Origin of the sequence: Acinetobacter sp. ANC 4178, from assembly GCF_004331175.1 — a bacterium.
Lineage (GTDB): Bacteria > Pseudomonadota > Gammaproteobacteria > Pseudomonadales > Moraxellaceae > Acinetobacter.
Genome location: NZ_SJOD01000005.1, coordinates 20,516 through 37,479, shown reverse-complemented (window position 1 = coordinate 37,479; position 16,964 = coordinate 20,516). Strand labels below are relative to the sequence as shown.

14 protein-coding genes and 3 tRNA genes are annotated in these 16,964 nt (G+C 39.0%); 12 read left to right on the top strand and 5 right to left on the bottom strand.

Annotation, left to right across the window (positions count from 1 at the left end; genetic code table 11):
• Positions 1 to 91 precede the first annotated feature (91 nt).
• Positions 92 to 1,108: a tRNA (adenosine(37)-N6)-threonylcarbamoyltransferase complex transferase subunit TsaD gene (gene tsaD, locus E0H87_RS11220; protein ID WP_131323689.1), complete on the top strand. Its 1,017-nt coding sequence runs from the start codon at positions 92 to 94 to the stop codon at positions 1,106 to 1,108.
• A gap of 1,203 nt (positions 1,109 to 2,311) precedes the next feature.
• Here tsaD and E0H87_RS11210 read toward each other — a convergent pair.
• The gene (locus tag E0H87_RS11210; protein WP_131323688.1) at positions 2,312 to 3,184 is read right to left on the bottom strand and encodes an ATP-binding protein; all 873 of its coding nucleotides are present in this window, start codon (positions 3,182 to 3,184) and stop codon (positions 2,312 to 2,314) included.
• Positions 3,185 to 3,367: 183 nt separating this feature from the next.
• On the opposite strand from E0H87_RS11210, the gene E0H87_RS11205 reads away from it, so the two are divergent.
• From E0H87_RS11205 to E0H87_RS11185, 5 genes are all read left to right on the top strand, one after another.
• On the top strand, positions 3,368 to 4,882 hold the full coding sequence (locus tag E0H87_RS11205) for a DUF3336 domain-containing protein (protein ID WP_131323687.1): 1,515 nt from the start codon (positions 3,368 to 3,370) through the stop codon (positions 4,880 to 4,882).
• Complete coding sequence (locus E0H87_RS11200; RefSeq protein WP_131323686.1) at positions 4,860 to 5,696, top strand: serine/threonine-protein kinase; 837 nt, start codon at positions 4,860 to 4,862, stop codon at positions 5,694 to 5,696. The genes E0H87_RS11205 and E0H87_RS11200 overlap by 23 nt, the downstream gene beginning before the upstream one ends.
• A 107-nt stretch (positions 5,697 to 5,803) precedes the next feature.
• Positions 5,804 to 5,888: transfer RNA gene (locus E0H87_RS11195), tRNA-Leu, on the top strand.
• A 31-nt stretch (positions 5,889 to 5,919) separates the two neighbouring features.
• A tRNA-Trp gene (locus E0H87_RS11190) sits at positions 5,920 to 5,993 on the top strand.
• Between the two features lie 31 nt (positions 5,994 to 6,024).
• Positions 6,025 to 6,109 (top strand) — tRNA-Leu (locus tag E0H87_RS11185).
• A 284-nt stretch (positions 6,110 to 6,393) separates the two neighbouring features.
• Here E0H87_RS11185 and E0H87_RS11180 read toward each other — a convergent pair.
• Both E0H87_RS11180 and metK read right to left on the bottom strand, forming a co-directional pair.
• Positions 6,394 to 6,597 carry a hypothetical protein gene (locus E0H87_RS11180; protein WP_100242376.1) on the bottom strand — a complete coding sequence of 68 codons (204 nt, stop codon included), beginning with the start codon at positions 6,595 to 6,597 and terminating at the stop codon, positions 6,394 to 6,396.
• Positions 6,598 to 6,950: 353 nt separating this feature from the next.
• Complete coding sequence (gene metK, locus E0H87_RS11175; protein ID WP_131323685.1) at positions 6,951 to 8,117, bottom strand: methionine adenosyltransferase; 1,167 nt, start codon at positions 8,115 to 8,117, stop codon at positions 6,951 to 6,953.
• A gap of 1,330 nt (positions 8,118 to 9,447) precedes the next feature.
• Between metK and tkt the strand changes: the two genes are divergently transcribed.
• Entirely contained in the window at positions 9,448 to 11,436 is a 1,989-nt protein-coding gene (gene tkt / locus E0H87_RS11170; protein WP_131323684.1) for a transketolase, read from the top strand.
• 280 nt (positions 11,437 to 11,716) lie between these two features.
• Positions 11,717 to 12,301 carry a YceI family protein gene (locus E0H87_RS11165; RefSeq protein WP_131323683.1) on the top strand — a complete coding sequence of 195 codons (585 nt, stop codon included), beginning with the start codon at positions 11,717 to 11,719 and terminating at the stop codon, positions 12,299 to 12,301.
• 96 nt (positions 12,302 to 12,397) lie between these two features.
• Here E0H87_RS11165 and E0H87_RS11160 read toward each other — a convergent pair whose 3' ends face one another.
• The gene (locus E0H87_RS11160) at positions 12,398 to 13,111 is read right to left on the bottom strand and encodes a glutamine amidotransferase (RefSeq protein ID WP_131323682.1); all 714 of its coding nucleotides are present in this window, start codon (positions 13,109 to 13,111) and stop codon (positions 12,398 to 12,400) included.
• A 77-nt stretch (positions 13,112 to 13,188) separates the two neighbouring features.
• Positions 13,189 to 13,749 carry a TetR/AcrR family transcriptional regulator gene (locus E0H87_RS11155; RefSeq protein WP_131323681.1) on the bottom strand — a complete coding sequence of 187 codons (561 nt, stop codon included), beginning with the start codon at positions 13,747 to 13,749 and terminating at the stop codon, positions 13,189 to 13,191.
• Between the two features lie 90 nt (positions 13,750 to 13,839).
• On the opposite strand from E0H87_RS11155, the gene E0H87_RS11150 reads away from it, so the two are divergent.
• The 4 genes from E0H87_RS11150 (at position 13,840) to E0H87_RS11135 (ending at position 16,931) form a co-directional block, all read left to right on the top strand.
• Complete coding sequence (locus tag E0H87_RS11150) at positions 13,840 to 14,592, top strand: SDR family oxidoreductase (protein WP_171458373.1); 753 nt, start codon at positions 13,840 to 13,842, stop codon at positions 14,590 to 14,592.
• Between the two features lie 39 nt (positions 14,593 to 14,631).
• The gene (locus E0H87_RS11145; protein WP_131323679.1) at positions 14,632 to 15,225 is read left to right on the top strand and encodes a 2-hydroxychromene-2-carboxylate isomerase; all 594 of its coding nucleotides are present in this window, start codon (positions 14,632 to 14,634) and stop codon (positions 15,223 to 15,225) included.
• A 192-nt stretch (positions 15,226 to 15,417) separates the two neighbouring features.
• Positions 15,418 to 15,996 (top strand): TetR/AcrR family transcriptional regulator, encoded by a 579-nt coding sequence (locus E0H87_RS11140; RefSeq protein ID WP_131323678.1) that lies wholly within the window; start codon positions 15,418 to 15,420, stop codon positions 15,994 to 15,996.
• Positions 15,993 to 16,931, top strand: a complete 939-nt coding sequence (locus E0H87_RS11135) for a DMT family transporter (RefSeq protein WP_131323677.1) — start codon at positions 15,993 to 15,995, stop codon at positions 16,929 to 16,931. The genes E0H87_RS11140 and E0H87_RS11135 overlap by 4 nt, the downstream gene beginning before the upstream one ends.
• The last annotated feature ends 33 nt before the right edge of the window (positions 16,932 to 16,964 follow it).

The following is a 16,964-nucleotide window of genomic DNA, read 5'->3' as shown; positions in this document are numbered from 1 at the left end:
AGTGAAGGTCAGTATTTTACTCATTTACATCTCATACCACAAGTCTATAATAGGTTTCGCTTTAGATTTGATATAGGTTGTAGGCAGTTTAATGATCGTTTTAGGCTTAGAAACATCGTGTGACGAAACAGGTTTGGCACTGTATGACAGTGAAAACGGCTTACGCGGGCAAGTTTTGTATAGTCAGATTAAGCTGCATGCAGAATATGGTGGCGTCGTACCCGAGCTGGCTTCGCGAGACCATGTACGCAAATTGATTCCATTATTAAATCAATTGCTTTCGGACAGCGGCGTTAAAAAATCCGAAATTGATGCGGTCGCGTATACACGTGGACCGGGATTAATGGGTGCGCTCATGACAGGAGCACTGTTTGGTCGAACTTTGGCTTTTGCTTTAAATAAACCTGCTATTGGTGTGCATCATATGGAAGGGCATATGTTGGCACCATTATTGTCTGAGACACCGCCTGAATTTCCTTTTGTTGCATTGCTGGTGTCTGGTGGACATTCTCAGTTAATGGCAGCCTACGGCATTGGACAGTATGAATTGCTCGGCGAGTCTATTGATGATGCTGCGGGTGAAGCCTTTGATAAAGTGGCGAAAATGATGGGCTTGCCTTATCCAGGTGGTCCAAATATTTCTAAACTTGCAGAGCAAGGTGATCCTAACGCTTTTGCTTTCCCACGACCAATGTTGCATCAGGGTTTAGAGTTTTCATTTAGTGGTTTAAAAACAGCAGTGTCTGTACAAATGAAAAAATTAGGTGATGAAAACCGTGATGCCGATATTGCTGCAAGTTTCCAAGAAGCGATTGTGGATACTTTAGTTAAAAAATCCGTGAAAGCATTAAAACAAACAGGTTTAAAGCGTTTGGTGATTGCGGGTGGTGTAAGTGCCAATAAGCGTTTACGTGAATGCTTGGAGGCTGATTTGGTGAAGATACGTGCTCAAGTATATTATGCAGAACCTGCACTTTGTACGGACAACGGTGCCATGATCGCATTTGCAGGCTATCAGCGTTTAAAAGCAGGGCAACAGGATGGATTGGCTGTAACCACGACACCGCGCTGGCCGATGACAGAGTTAAGTAATCCTACAGACATTTAAGCCGTCTTAATTGAATTGTATTGCAATAAAAAAGCCCGACAGAATGTCGGGCTTTTTCGTATGGGGTATTTGGTATAACTCCTGTCGTACCTCACGTCCGAGTGCTGAACTTATGATTATTGTTTTAGGTTTTGGAACATCCTGTTCTTCATGGCTTTATAATATAAATCTTGTTGTGAATGGTAGAGAAGTTATCTGCCTAAAGAGGCGTAAGCTGAGGCTTACAGAGTTGTAATACACTTACCCCTAGGGTTATCCACAGAAATTGCGGATAAAATTGAGGGTTCTAGGGTTTGATTTAATTAGATTTATTAAATTTTAGGGTGTTTTTTGTTCTATTTTATCTATTAAAAGTTTCAAGCATGTTTAAAAGTGAGTGCAGGAAATTTCCAAAAGTTGAATATTTTAATTAAGAAATTGATTTATATAAATATATAATAAGAATTTAGTCTAATTACCATTATGTTAAGTGGATGGAATACATCTAAACTAATTACTTAATTTTTAAAAATCAATTTACAGGATAGACAATTTCTATAAGAACTCTTATTTGAATAATTCAATATTAAAGAATAAAAATTATGAGCTTATTAAAAACACATATAGAGTTTAGATCTGATAATTTCTCTCAAACTTCTGAGGAGCAAAAAAGATTGGGATGGACAAATTTGGGGCTATACATTAGCTAAATACCTATCAGAAGAACTTCCTAAACATGGTGTAACTGTATCGAATTTCTTAAATGAGGATTGGGGATATTTAATACTTTTAGCTGATGAAAAATTTAAAGATATTTGGATTGGGTGCAATCATTATCAAGAGTATGAAAATGGTTTTTTAGTTTTTATAAACCCATCTAAGCCAATAGTTAAGAAAGGATTTTTTAAGAAAATTGATATATCAGAGCAACTTACATTCCTAGCAACTATTTTGAATGAAATACTCACAACTAATCCTACGATTTATGCTCAACACTGGTGGGATGAAAAAGAGATGAAGTTAATTGGTGAGTAATATTTAAAATTAACATAATACACCTCATATGAAATCCTTATTTTATTTCAATATAAATCAAATGCTTATTGTATTTGATTTAGCCCAATCCTCATGGGTTGGGCTTTTATTCTAAAAATAACGTTCCGCTAATAAAAATCTAAATAGGATTCTGCATCATTGTTTAAATAAACTGATTTTATAAGAAGTTTAGAGCTGATTTAACTGCTGTGAACCCACCCAATGTTTTGAGAATTGATAAGCAGCACGTCCTGAACGTTGCCCGCGAGCCTGACACCATCTTAGTGCTTCTGCACGAGTTTCATCAGACATTGGCATATTTGACTTTGCTAAATAATGCTCAACGATTTCTAGGTAAAGTGCCTGATCCATAGGGTAAAACGACAACCACAAACCAAAGCGATCAGACAGTGAAATCTTTTCTTCAATTGCTTCTTGCGGATGTAGTTCAGTATATTGAGGCACATCAACCCGAGTTACAGGCGTATTTTCATGCATAAACTCAGGTAACAAATGACGACGGTTACTGGTTGCGTAAATAATAAAATTACTTGCACCAGATTGTAATGAGCCATCTAATACACTTTTTAAGCTGCGGTAGTTTTCATCTTCTGCGTTAAATGCCAAATCATCACAATACACAATGAACTTTTCAGGTCGAGTTTGAATAATTTTTTGAATTTCGGGTAATTCTGATAAATCATCACGTTCAATTTCGATTAAACGTAAGCCTTGATCTTGATATTGGCTCAATAAAGCGCGAACAATAGAAGACTTACCTGTACCGCGTGAACCAGTCAGCAATACATCATTTGCAGGTAATCCATTTAAAAATTGCAGCGTATTTTGAATGACTTTGGCTTTTTGGCGTTCAATCCCTTTTAGGTCATCCAAATCTATTTTTTTGGGATGAAAAATGGGAATCAGTTGCTGATTTTGCCACTTAAACGCAGGAGCAGAAAAGTCAGGTTCTTGTTTTAATGTGGGAAGTGTTTGATGTAATTGGGCAAGCACTTGGGATAGAGATTGTAAAATGGTGTCAGGTAATTCAATGGTTGCCATAGTCATTCAGCTTATAATTACGATAAAGTAGCAAATAAGACCAACATCAGCCTTGGTTTTAGACTGTATAGTATTATGTGAATGAATGCTAATCGAATCATACTTCGATTTCTCCAAATTTTAAGATTGAATGATAAAGATTTTAAGTCAGTATATTTAAGTGCAGGTGTTTTGAGGGAAGCTATGTTATTTCAAGAATTCATACAGGACATGAATCCACACCAAGCCTATCGTATAAAAAAGTTAAAACGCCAATTGGAGCATGCGGAAAGCTACGCGGAATGGAAAAGTATTGCGCTCAAAATTGACCAAGAGTCGGGGGCGCAAGAGTGGAAATATGATAATTGTTCCCCTTATTTTGATGCGGAAATGATTTCGTATCGTTTGAAATTATTAAAACGCTATCGCTATCAGCATCGGACGCGTGACTTAATGTATTTATTGCGCGAGGGACTGACCTATGACATCGCCAATATTGCACACCCAATGCTTTTTGCTGCGACTTATGTCGGTACGAAAACCATTATTGAGGACTATATTGAAGAAATGAGCGCAAGTTTAGCGTTTATTGCTTCGGAAGCTTGCGAGTGTCTTTCCCATCAAGAAAAAATGGACTTCTTTAAGCATTGTGAAAAGGCCTATGGACAGCCAGCGCTGATGTTTTCTGGAGGTGCAACTTTAGGACTGTTTCATACTGGGGTGTGTAAAGCCTTACTTGAGCAAGATTTAATGCCTAAAGTGCTTTCTGGCTCAAGCGCGGGTGCAATTATGACCGCTATGCTTGGGGTCTCAAACCCTGAAAATATCTCGAAAATATTAAATGGTGAGAACTTTTTTAGTGAAGCTTTTCACTTCCGTAAATTGGGTGATTTATTAAAGGGCAATGGTGGGGTTGCCGATGTAAAATATTTGAAAAAATTCCTTATTGAAAATTTAGGACATGTCACCTTTGATGAAGCATTTAAACAGTCTGGGCTATACATCAATGTTGCTGTGGCGCCTTATGATACATCACAAGAAGCACGCATTATGAATACCTATACTTCGCCCGATTTGTTGGTGTGGAGTGCAGTATTGGCGTCCTGTGCGGTTCCTATTTTATTTCCACCTGTAAAGCTCACCAGTAAACGTTATGATGGCGAGCATACGCCATATATGGCAACCACACGTTGGGTGGATGGTAGTGTGCGGAGCGATTTTCCTCAGCAGAAAATGGCGCGCCTTTATAACTTGAACTACAGTATTGCAAGTCAGGTCAATCCACATATTGTGCCATTTATGCAGGATGATGTTTCGCGGTTCCGACGTGACATGTTAAGTTGGCCTGAGCGTATTATTCGTCGTCAAGGCAAAGTTATTGCTAAGGGTGTGATGGACTTTACGCGTGAGCGGGTAGGGAAAGTACCGTCTATACGCCGTTTACTTGATCATGGTTATGGTGTAGTGGATCAGCGCTATTATGGCGATGTCAATATTATTGGCCGGTATAGCCTGCGCCATTATAGTTATATGCTACAGAACCCGCGTCCTCACTTATTTAAGTTGTTACAACGTGAAGGTGAACGTGCCACGTGGCCCAAAATTTCGAGTATTGAAACTCATGCTCGAATAGGGAAGACCATCCAGCACGCCTTAGAGCTTTTGAATTATCAGCAATTACACCGACAAGAAACACATGTCCAAGTTCATACTGCCTGATTTTGACCGTATTGAGGGTTTGGTATTAAGAACCAAGCCTACTAGCCTGCGATACGGACGCAGGCTTTATTATTTTCAAGATCAGCAAAATGCTTATTGGTTGAAAATGCAGTTGCAGCAGGGGCATTCCAACTACCAACAAGGCTTCGAACGTGAGTTGGCTTTTTATCAAGAGAGTCTGAACTCTACTGCATTATCTAGCATCGCATTACCGTGTGAAATCGTGTCTAAGGAGTTTGTAGCTTCTAGGGCGGTAGATATTAAAATCGAGCAATCCTTAACGCAGATGCTGATGCTACCTCATGCAGTGCCATACTTTAGGGTGAGTGCTCAGGCATTGCCAATTGCAAGTATTCAGCATTATCTATTACGTGCCTTGGATGTCATACAAGGATTACATGAAGCTGGATGGATACATGCTGATTTAAAACAGGAGCATTTTGTAGAATATCAGGGACAAGTCAAACTAATTGATTTTGAGCAGGTTCAATCTGTTCGCCAACAAGTGAAAACTGAAATGAATGCGACGCCACGCTATATGGCACCAGAATTATTTCATGGCGAAGTAAAAACACCACAAACTGATATTTACGCTTTAGGCATTATTTTTTATGAATGGCTGTCTGGGCAGAGATTAAGTGCGAAAAATTATACAGATTGGGCATATTTACATTGTCAGCGGTTGCAGATTGAGCTACCAGAGAAATTTTTAGGTTTTCAATCACTTCTTTCAAAGATGTTGGCAAAGCATAAAGCTGCTAGATTTGACAATATTTGTGCAATAAAACACGCCTTAGTGTCTGAAATTGCTTAAGAAAAGTACATAAAAGTGTTTTTTGTTTTATATTTAATCAAACAAGAGGTTTTTTAATAAAAAGGGCTTGTCAGAGGGGAGTGATCTCTATAATATACACAGCCATCGGGGGCGTGGCGAAATTGGTAGACGCACTGGATTTAGGTTCCAGCGCCGCAAGGTGTAAGAGTTCGAGTCTCTTCGCCCCCACCACTTAATCATCAGTTGATGATGTTTAGGTAACAGAGGATTGGTGTAATGGTAGCATGACGGTCTCCAAAACCGTTCGTCAAGGTTCGAGTCCTTGATCCTCTGCCAAATTTATTCACTTTTAAGTGAAACCCGGTACGGGGGCGTGGCGAAATTGGTAGACGCACTGGATTTAGGTTCCAGCGCCGCAAGGTGTAAGAGTTCGAGTCTCTTCGCCCCCACCATTTAATGTGCTGGGAAGAATAAAGCAAGGTTAAAACCTTGTTTTTTTTCGTCTGGAGAAAAGTGGATGTTTAAAGTTCACTAGAAAAATTGTGCATATTAAATTTAGATGCTTTCGAATACGAGGGTGACGAGTATTGTATCTGTTGCGTGCTGGTTGGTGAATATCGTTGTTTGGCTATGATTTAGAGTGTAAATAAAAAAGCCCCGTAGGGCTTAAATACATAGCAATGGTAACTCAGTCAACTGTGAATATCGTGTGCGATTTACAGGTTTGCTTATTTCGTTATGCTTTTAAATGATCTTCAAATTCTTCGCCTAATTGCATTGCTAGCGAATTTCCTGCCAAATCACAAGTAACTAAACCATATTCTTTTTTAAAACTAAAAGTAAAACCTCGATCATCAGCCAGAGTCTTTACTGAATAACCTAATTTTTCTAACCAAATACGAAATGCGATTAAATTTTTTGCTTTCACAACCTTTTTCACGAGACAACTCCTGTAAACATATAAATATTTAATAGGGATAGGCAAAATTTTTTAAAGGGCAAAAACCTATTTTTTTATTTATATGCTCTTTTTTGCCTAATTTCTATGCTGATGTGTAATTGCTTTGGTGGATTTAATACAAGGAAAATGGCTAAATTAAAGTGGAAATTTTCGTTATTTTATAGATTAAATATAAGATTAATAACATATTATTTCATATTAAACATAGGTCATTTTTTTGCTATTAAACATCAAGCAGAAAATACGTTTGAAATATTTTGTTATGAGAAATTATTTTGGAATAGTCATAAAAAAGCTCACCGAAGTGAGCTTTTTTATAGGATGAAAAAATCTTAGAGGCCAGCAGAAGACTTAAGTGCTTCAACTTTGTCTGTTTTTTCCCAAGTAAATGCAGAATCAGAACCTTGGCGACCAAAGTGACCATATGCAGCAGTTTGTTTGTACATTGGCTGAATAAGATCGAGCATACGTGTAATACCGTATGGACGAAGGTCGAAGTGTTCACGAACCAATTGAATAATCAGTTCATCAGGCACTTTGCCTGTGTTAAATGTATTGATTGAAATAGAAGTAGGTTCAGCAACACCAATTGCGTAAGATACTTGAATTTCACATTTATCTGCTAAGCCAGCAGCCACAATATTTTTGGCAACATAACGACCCGCATATGCAGCAGAACGGTCAACTTTAGATGGGTCTTTACCAGAGAAAGCACCACCACCGTGACGTGCCATACCACCGTAAGTATCTACAATGATTTTACGACCTGTTAAACCACAGTCACCTACAGGACCACCAATCACAAACATCCCTGTTGGGTTGATGTGGAATTGAGTGCCTGCATGGAACATTTCAGCAGGGATAATTTTTTTCACGATTTCTTCAATCACAGCTTCTTTTAAGTTGGCTTGTGAAATTTCAGGATCGTGTTGTGTAGACAGTACAACTGCATCTAAACGTACAGGCTTGCCATTTTCATAAGCAAAAGTCACTTGGCTTTTTGCATCTGGGCGTAACCATGGAAGTGAGCCATTACGACGTAATTCAGCTTGTTTTTCCATTAAACGGTGTGCATATGAAATTGGGGCAGGCATGAGCACGTCAGTTTCACGGCTTGCATAACCAAACATTAAACCTTGGTCACCTGCGCCTTGATCTTCAGGCTTTTGACGGTCAACACCTTGAGCAATTTCAGGAGACTGTTTACCAATCATATTAATGACGGCACAAGTCGAACCATCAAAGCCTAAGTCTGAATGGTGGTAGCCAATACCGTTTACAGTTTGACGAACAACAGCTTCGACATCAATGTTTGCAGTTGTTGTGATTTCGCCAGCAAGTACGACAGCACCCGTTTTTACAAGCGTTTCACAAGCAACCCGCGCATATGGGTCTTCTTTTAAGATTGCATCCAAGATAGCATCACTGATTTGATCAGCCATTTTATCTGGATGGCCTTCGCTTACAGATTCCGAAGTAAATACAGCGTACTCGCGCATAAGTCCTATCACAGTTAATTTTAAAGACGCAATATGTTACATCGAGTTAGACTTTAGGACTAGCTCATCTTGTATAAAAAAGGATGAATTTATTTCAATTCAATGACTTTTTATTTGATATAAGCATCTATAAAACTGATAAAGCAGTGATTAATTGTTTTGATTTTAAATATGTGATGTCTGAGAATTAAACAATTTGATGCAATTTTATCTCTCAAAACAGAATTTTGCTGAATTTAAGGGTGGTGGAAGATCACGTCTCTAGTTCTCTATTAAGTGTGCTTCTTGTTAAAAGTCATGGTGAAGAAGATTAAATAGGCTTAACGCAGAATGCTCGAAATGAATGATAGTTTGAAGCAATCCATAGAGATTAGGAGTATCCGTGATATGACTAAGGAGGAGCAATGGCGCCTTAGTGACATTTGTGGGTTCGTCATTTCTTGGTGATATTTGTGGAGAAAGCATTAATTCAATTGATGCGTAGGGCAGACAATGAAGGGTTCATCTGCGTTGTATAAATAGCTGTTGTGATTAAGTCATGAGTTTCTATTTACCGTTCACGGGTGTCATTATTGATTTGTGCAGTGTGTTCACGTGTCTGAGCTAAGATATATAAAAACCAGAAAAAAGGCGGGGTTATCTCCGTTAAAATCACAATTATTGGCGTAGGATAAACCGAGTTTGGTGGTGACTTTGGTTGGCTCATTCACCCATTTGTCTACATTCTGTTTACACTTTTTTTTCCACAGCCACAACACATACCTACGGACATCAAAATTGCTGTGGAGCAAAGAGGGATTAATCTTATAGGAACTTCTAGTAATTATGTTGTTTAGGGCTTTTTGTTGATCCTCATATCGGCTGAGAGTCGTTTATTGAGTACTAAAAAAATATACGAGAGAATATGGTAATTGATGAATACATTGCATATTGAATGAAATGAATGGAATGTTAACTCTCTAAAAAGATCATGATCAGATTGATACGTTTATTCAGTGTCGTTACTTTGACGTTTTGGTTTGTTTATCAGGCTGTTCTGTGAACATGAGCTTGAATTTGTGGTGAATTTCTACTGATCTGAATATTAAAGGTTAATCTGCTTTTGTAGCGATGACGATGGTTTGGAGCGCATAACACGGGATAAAAATAATGATGACTTGATAGCTTAAATTAAAATCCTAAAATTTATATTCATTCAAGTCCACATAAGTAGCAATTAATAGGGAAAAATTGTGTATAAGGCTTTACCCATCCCGCTTTTTTTAAGACAATAGGCGCAGTATTGAATGTGATATTCATTTCTTAAATTGTTTTAATTGGACTCTGATCTATGACAACCCCTTTGAACGAACGTCGTATTGCAAATGCAATTCGTGTATTGGCTATGGATGCTGTGCAAAAAGCTAACTCAGGACATCCAGGTGCACCAATGGGGATGGCAGATATTGCAGATGTCGTTTGGCGTGAATTTTTAAATCATAATCCGACTAACCCACAATGGGCAAACCGCGACCGTTTTGTATTGTCAAATGGTCATGGTTCAATGCTTCAGTATGCATTGTTACATTTAACGGGTTATGAGCTTTCAATTGAAGATTTAAAAGCATTCCGCCAACTGCACTCTAAAACACCGGGTCACCCAGAATTAGGTTATGCACCAGGTATTGAAACTACGACTGGTCCACTTGGTCAGGGTATTGCCAATGCTGTAGGCTTTGCGCTTGCTGAAAAAACTTTGGCAGCTCAATTCAACAAAGAAGATATGACTGTTGTTGACCACTTCACTTACTGTTTCTTGGGTGATGGCTGCTTAATGGAAGGTGTTTCGCACGAAGTGTGTTCACTTGCAGGCACTTTGGGTCTAGGTAAGTTAATTGCTTACTATGACGACAATGGTATTTCAATTGATGGTGAAGTTGAAGGTTGGTTCTCTGACGATACAGAGCAACGTTTCAAATCTTACGGTTGGCAAGTACTTCGTGTTGATGGTCATGATGCAGATGCATTACGTGCTGCAACTCTGGAAGCAAAAGCTGAAACGCAAAAACCAACGATTATTATCTGTAAAACGATTATTGGTTTAGGTTCTCCAAACAAACAAGGTAAAGAAGATTGCCACGGTGCACCGTTAGGTAATGATGAAATTGCATTAACACGTGAAGCTTTAGGTTGGACTGAAGGTCCATTTGAAATTCCTGCTGATGTTTATGCAGCATGGGATGCAAAAGCAAAAGGTGCTGAATCTGAAGCAGCATGGAATGCAGTATTTGCTCAATATCAAGCGAAGTACCCTACAGAAGCGGCTGAATTATTACGTCGTATCGAAGGTGACTTACCTGCTGAGTTTATTGCTCAAGCAGATGCGTTCATTGCAGAAACTAATGCTAAAGCGGAAACAATTGCGACGCGTAAAGCAAGCCAAAATACTTTACAAGCGTTTGGTCCATTACTTCCTGAATTATTGGGTGGTTCTGCGGACTTAGCGGGTTCTAACTTAACACTTTGGAAAGGTTGCCAAGGCGTTCAAGACAATCCAGCAGGTAACTACGTACACTATGGCGTACGTGAGTTTGGTATGACGGCAATTGCAAACGGTGTTGCATTGCATGGTGGTTTCATTCCTTACGTTGCAACATTCCTTATGTTTATGGAATATGCGCGTAATGCAGTGCGTATGTCTGCATTAATGAAACAGCGTGTCATTCATGTATATACGCATGACTCTATTGGTTTAGGTGAAGATGGTCCTACACACCAACCAGTTGAACAAATTGCATCTTTACGTGGTACACCAAACTTAAATACATGGCGTCCATGTGACACTGTTGAAGCAGCGGTGTCTTGGAAATCTGCACTTGTACGTAAAGATGGTCCTTCTGCGTTAATCTTCTCTCGTCAAAACTTACCATTCCAAACGCGTACTCAAGCACAAATTGAGAACGTGGCAAAAGGTGGTTATGTATTGGCTGAAGAAAAAGGCGAATTAAAAGCAATCATTATTGCAACAGGTTCTGAAGTATCATTAGCGATGGAAGCATATGCACAATTAGACGGTGTGCGTGTTGTTTCTATGCCATGTGCTGAAGAGTTCATGAAGCAAGATGCTGCTTACCGTGAAGCTGTATTACCAGCTCATATCCGTGCGCGTGTTGCAGTGGAAGCGGCTCATGTTGATTACTGGTGGAAGTTTGTTGGTCTAGATGGCAAAGTAATTGGTATGACGACTTACGGTGAATCTGCACCTGCAAAAGACTTGTTCCAATTCTTTGGTATTACGACTGAAGCAGTTGTAAATGCAGTAAAAGAATTGACAGCTTAATCAGTCATTTCTAATAAAAACGCCTCACTATGAGGCGTTTTTTTATTTTAAGATCCACGATACGTTATAGAAGTCATGCTTCTTGGCTAGAATCACGCTTATAAATATTCTAAATGTTCGGTTAATGCTTCATATGTTGTTTAGATTGCTGCGTTAAGTTCTGTAGTTATTTGATTACATTAAATTGTTCTAAATTTGAAACATATCGTCTTATGCATAACAGTGAATTATAATTTGAAAGGTATACACTAATAATCATTCTGAAATGAGATAAAATCACATGAATTTAAAAGCATTAACGTTAGGTTTGGCTGTTGCTTCAGTTGCAACATTCTCTATGGCAAAACCTGTTGCATATCAAATAGATCCTACACATACGGCAACAGTATTTTCTTGGAGCCACTTTGGTTTTTCTACACCATCGGCAAACTTTAGCAATATTCAAGGCACAATTAATGTAGATAATGATAAGCCTGCGAATTCTTCGGTAAATGTGACTATTCCATTAGCGAGCTTAAATACCAATGTAGCTGCATTAGATGAGCATTTGAAAAAAGCTGAATTCTTTGATGCGATCAATTATCCGAATATCACATTCAAAAGTACCAAAGTAGAATCTTTAGGTAATAATCAATATAAAATTACAGGTAACTTAACGGTTAAAGATGTAACTAAGCCTGTTGTGCTTGATGCTGTATTGAACAAGCAAGGTGAACATCCAATGACGAAACTTCAGTCGATTGGTTTTAATGCAACCACTTCATTTGACCGTTCTGCGTTTGGTGTAGGTGCATACGTGCCGAATGTAGGTGATAAAATCACAGTAAACATCACGACTGAAGCATCAGTTCCTGCGAAGAAATAATCTCCCCACGATTTCTTCGGGAAAGTAAAAGGCACTCGCATTGAGTGCCTTTTTTAGGTCTGTTGATTCTTAGCGGAATGATTTGATTCAGTGATCTTATTCAATATGTTGCATAAAAAACTCAAGCACTTGCAGTGCGTGTTGCTCTAAAACGGGTGCAAAATTTTGGTTATCCGCACGTAGGCTTGGAATGTTAATTTTTGCATGACGTAATTCACAAGTATGGCCAATCAGCCATTTTTCCATTGCATCCGCAGCAACTTCAACATGAAATTGTAGCGCCAAAATATTATTACCGATTTTAAATGCTTGATTTGGATATAGAGTAGAACTTGCCAGAAGTTCAGCATTCTGCGGTAAATCAAAGGTGTCGCCGTGCCAATGTAAAACTGGTGTATTGGTGAGACTCACAAGTGGATTCTGTGCGACAGGTTTGATTTCTAAGGTGCTCCAGCCAATTTCTTTTTGTGCTCCCGCATAAACTTTGGCACCAAACGCATGAGCAATCAATTGCGCACCTAAACAAATGCCGAGCGTTGGTAAATTACGTGCTAAGCGCTGTTGTAATAGTTCAATTTCTTGCTTTAAAAATGGGTAATCCTCGGTTTCATAGACCCCAATTGGACCACCTAAAATAACGGTGAGCCCTTCATGTTCAAGCGCTTTACGCAAGTCATCTACACCTGCCTCTACATATCTCACACGAAAGCCAAGTTGATAAAAAGTATCCTCTAAAGCACCAAGGTCTTCAAAAGCAAGATGTTGAATCGCATAAATGGTTTCAGGAAAATCGGGAGCTGTTGTTTTCATACGCTTTGAATTGTGATGAATAAACGGAATGGTTTTGAATATATACCAAAATAATAAAGTTGCGTAAGTAATAAAATTTAAACGGCAAGACTCGCTTTTAAAAATGCCTTGCTGGACTCGATCAGTTGTTTTTGTATGGTTTCATCTGCCATGCCGCGTGCAAGGCTAATCGCACCCACCAGTTGGCAAAGTACTCCCCAAGCTTTGTCTTCAGAGCCTAAATGTTGTGTAAACAGGGCATGTCCACGGAGTAATTCTTGCTGATACAGTTGTTTAATCTCAATATCTGAGCGGGCAACTTCACTGGCAAGCGCAGGTAAAATACAGCCATGATCTGCATGCTGTACATGAGAGATATTGAGGTAACGATTTAACTCAAAATCCAGCCATTCATGCGGACTATTGTGAGGATTATTTTCCCATCTGGAAAAGCTTTGTTGTAGTTCTGACTCTAATAAAGCTTTTAATAATGCATGTTTGGAAGAAAAGTGTGAATAGAAAGCACCGCTGGTCACACCTGCCGCTTTCATAAAACTGTCAACGCCCGTTGCGGCAAAGCCTTGCTGTTTAGCCAGTTGACCACTGATATGCAGTAATTCTTTGCGTTTTTCTTGTTTGTAGCCTGGTTTATATCGCATGTGAATGACTCATAAACGAGATTTGACGATGGATAAATTATAACATAGTATTCGTTATAGTAACGATCGTTATTCAATGGAATGCAAAAAATGAATGAGAAAAATGAGCAAGGAATTGGACAAAAGGGTGTTGCCCTAGTGATTGGTGCAGGTGATGCGACGGGCGGAGAGATTGCTAAACGCTTTGCACGCGGAGGCTATATTGCATGTATGACACGCCGTAATGCCGATAAGTTACAGCCTTTAATTGATGAAATTGAAACCATGGGAGGTACGGCTTACGGTTTTGCTTCCGATGCACGTAAAGAAGAACAAGTGATTGAATTAATTGAACAGATAGAAAGTTCAATAGGCCCGATTGAAGTGATGGTCTTTAATATTGGGGCGAATGTGCCGTGTAGTATTTTAGAAGAAACCGCGCGTAAATATTTCAAAATTTGGGAGATGGCATGCTTTAGTGCTTTTCTGACAGGACGTGAGGTTGCTAAGCGTATGGTGCAGCGTGAACAAGGCAGCATTATTTTTACAGGGGCTACGGCGGGTGTGCGGGGGGCTGCCAACTTTGCAGCTTTTGCAGGTGCTAAACATGCATTACGTGCTTTGGCGCAAAGTATGGCACGTGAATTGGGACCAAAGAATATTCATGTTGCACATGTTGTCGTCGATGGAGCAATTGATACAGATTTTATTGAAACAACCTTTCCAGATCTTTATGCGCTGAAGGCACAAGATGGAATATTAAACCCTGCACATATTGCGGAAAACTATTGGCATTTGGCACACCAACCACACGATGCATGGACACATGAATTGGATTTAAGACCATGGATTGAACGTTGGTAATTAATGGATTTTAAAACATTAAATAAGGAGATTTAAGTAGTGCAAACAATTGAATTTTATTTTGATTTAGGGAGCCCATATAGTTACATGGGTTTTCATCGTATCCAAAAAATAGCAGCGGATAAGCATGCCAAAATTATTTGGAAACCGATGCTTTTGGGGGGAGTGTTTAAAGCAACAGGTAACAGTAGTCCTATGACTGTACCAGCCAAAGCACGATATGCCATGAATGATTTAAAACGTTGGTCAAAGCTATGGCAAATTCCAATGCAAATGAATCCTTATTTCCCGATTAATACTTTGCAATTGATGCGATTAATCACCGCTGTACAGTTGTATCAACCCGATCAATTCTTGCCTGTATTCACAGGCGTGTTTCATGCCATGTTTGGTGAGCCACGCAATTTGAATGATTTACAAGAATTTAAAAAGATGCTTGCAGATTTAGGCTTAGATGTACAACAAGTCCAAGATTGGTTGGATGATGAGCAAGTAAAGCAACAGTTAAAATCGGTCACTGAAGAAGCTGTACAACGTGGCGTATTTGGCGCACCGACATGGTTTTATCAGAATGAAATTTATTGGGGAATCGATCATTTACATTTTTTAGAAGATGCTTTAACGCTAAGCTAAAGTAATTCTTGGTATTAAAAAGAGCCAGCCTTGTATGACCCAATGGTCATACAAGATATTATTATATAATGATATTTTTATTATTTTCTTTACTCCAAATTGTTCTTTTTTTGTCCTTAAAACAAATCTTATTGCAAAACTCAAACTCTTTTTATAAATTAGGTAGATCGGTCTATATAATGTGGGTTTTTCATGAGCAATAAATCAGCAAAAGAAAAGATTTTAGAGGCAGCGGCAACCTTGTTTTATAACGATGGAATTGCCAATACAGGAATCAATGCGATAACTGATCGTGCAGGTGTGGCTAAAATGTCGCTCTACAATAATTTTCCGACCAAATCTGATTTGATTGCTACTTATATACAAGCTCGTCATCAGGAATGGCTAGACCTGTATGCCAAGCGATTAGTCGATTGTAATTCTGCTTATGAAAAAATTTTGGCTGTATTCGATGCCTATCAAGATCATGCGGAATGTGCATACGAAAAGGGATTTAGAGGTTGCGGTTTATTGAATGCAGCGGCGGAGTTTCCCGCTGCAAGTCCAGAGCGACTAACGGTGAAGCAACATAAAGATGAAGTTGAGCAGATTTTAGTAGAGCATTTAAATGCAATGTTTCAGGATCAAAATAAAGCTCAAGAATTAGCATTATTCATTTCTTTTGTTTTAGAGGGTTCGATTGCCCGTGCAGGTTTGGAAGGCAATGGAACGAAGGTACATGCTGCGAAGCAAATGATAGAGCGCCTTTTACAACAGGAGTTGAATGTGTGAGCCAGAAGTTTGATTTAAGTCCACATTATGGTTTTATCGCGGTACTGGTTGCCTCAGTATTATGGGGAACTACGGGTACAGCGGCATCATTTGCACCGAATTTGAGTCCCTTGGCTATTGGTGCTTTGGCAATGGGTGGGGGTGGGCTTCTACAGGCACTCTTGGCCAGAAAGAAAATCGCAAACCATCTTCAAGACATTCCTAAAAATAAAGGCATACTGTTGTTAGGTGCTCTTTCTGTGGCAATTTATCCTTTAGCCTTTTATAGCTCTATGCATTTGGCCGGCATTACCATTGGTACAGTGGTTTCTATTGGCACAGCGCCCTTATTTACTGCCTTGTTAGAGCGTATTTTTGATCAAAAGCAATTATCAAAACGTTGGTTCTTGAGTTGTTTCTTTGGCATATTCGGGGTGTTATTGCTCTCGTTGGGGGAATCACATGCTACGACTCATTTACAACAGTCAACTGATCAGAAAGTTTTAGGCATAATTCTAGGATTGGTTGCGGGCTTGACCTATTCACTCTATTCATGGGCTGCAAAAAGACTGATTGATCGCGGTGTAGAAGCGAAAGCATCCATTGGTTTAATTTTTGGTTCTGGGGCAATGTTATTGTTACCAACAGCATTTTATACAGGGACAAATCTGTTTGATGAAGCCGTCAATATCTATGTAGTCGGCTATATGATGTTGATTCCAATGTTTTTGGGCTATTTATTGTTTGGTTATGGACTCAAAACTGTGCCTGCAAGTCGTGCAGTGACGCTGACTTTGTTTGAGCCATTTATGGCAGCTGTATTTGCTATGCTGATTGTAGGGGAACAATTAGATGGATTGGGTTGGTTAGGCATGGGGTTTATTTTTGTTTGCTTAACGATCTTATTTAAAGAGGGGCGACAACCTGAAATAGCTCACACTGTAGTTTCTACATAGTGAGAATCAATGCTTGATCACTGATTTGAATAT

What these genes read in the sequence shown, in the direction of transcription:
- tsaD (WP_131323689.1), top strand. Translation starts at nt 92, where the DNA reads ATGATCGTTTTAGGCTTAGAAACATCGTGTGACGAAACAGGTTTGGCA.
- E0H87_RS11210 (WP_131323688.1), bottom strand. Translation starts at nt 3,184, where the DNA reads ATGGCAACCATTGAATTACCTGACACCATTTTACAATCTCTATCCCAA.
- E0H87_RS11205 (WP_131323687.1), top strand. Translation starts at nt 3,368, where the DNA reads ATGTTATTTCAAGAATTCATACAGGACATGAATCCACACCAAGCCTAT.
- E0H87_RS11200 (WP_131323686.1), top strand. Translation starts at nt 4,860, where the DNA reads ATGTCCAAGTTCATACTGCCTGATTTTGACCGTATTGAGGGTTTGGTA.
- metK (WP_131323685.1), bottom strand. Translation starts at nt 8,117, where the DNA reads ATGCGCGAGTACGCTGTATTTACTTCGGAATCTGTAAGCGAAGGCCAT.
- tkt (WP_131323684.1), top strand. Translation starts at nt 9,448, where the DNA reads ATGACAACCCCTTTGAACGAACGTCGTATTGCAAATGCAATTCGTGTA.
- E0H87_RS11165 (WP_131323683.1), top strand. Translation starts at nt 11,717, where the DNA reads ATGAATTTAAAAGCATTAACGTTAGGTTTGGCTGTTGCTTCAGTTGCA.
- E0H87_RS11160 (WP_131323682.1), bottom strand. Translation starts at nt 13,111, where the DNA reads ATGAAAACAACAGCTCCCGATTTTCCTGAAACCATTTATGCGATTCAA.
- E0H87_RS11155 (WP_131323681.1), bottom strand. Translation starts at nt 13,749, where the DNA reads ATGCGATATAAACCAGGCTACAAACAAGAAAAACGCAAAGAATTACTG.
- E0H87_RS11150 (WP_171458373.1), top strand. Translation starts at nt 13,840, where the DNA reads ATGAATGAGAAAAATGAGCAAGGAATTGGACAAAAGGGTGTTGCCCTA.
- E0H87_RS11140 (WP_131323678.1), top strand. Translation starts at nt 15,418, where the DNA reads ATGAGCAATAAATCAGCAAAAGAAAAGATTTTAGAGGCAGCGGCAACC.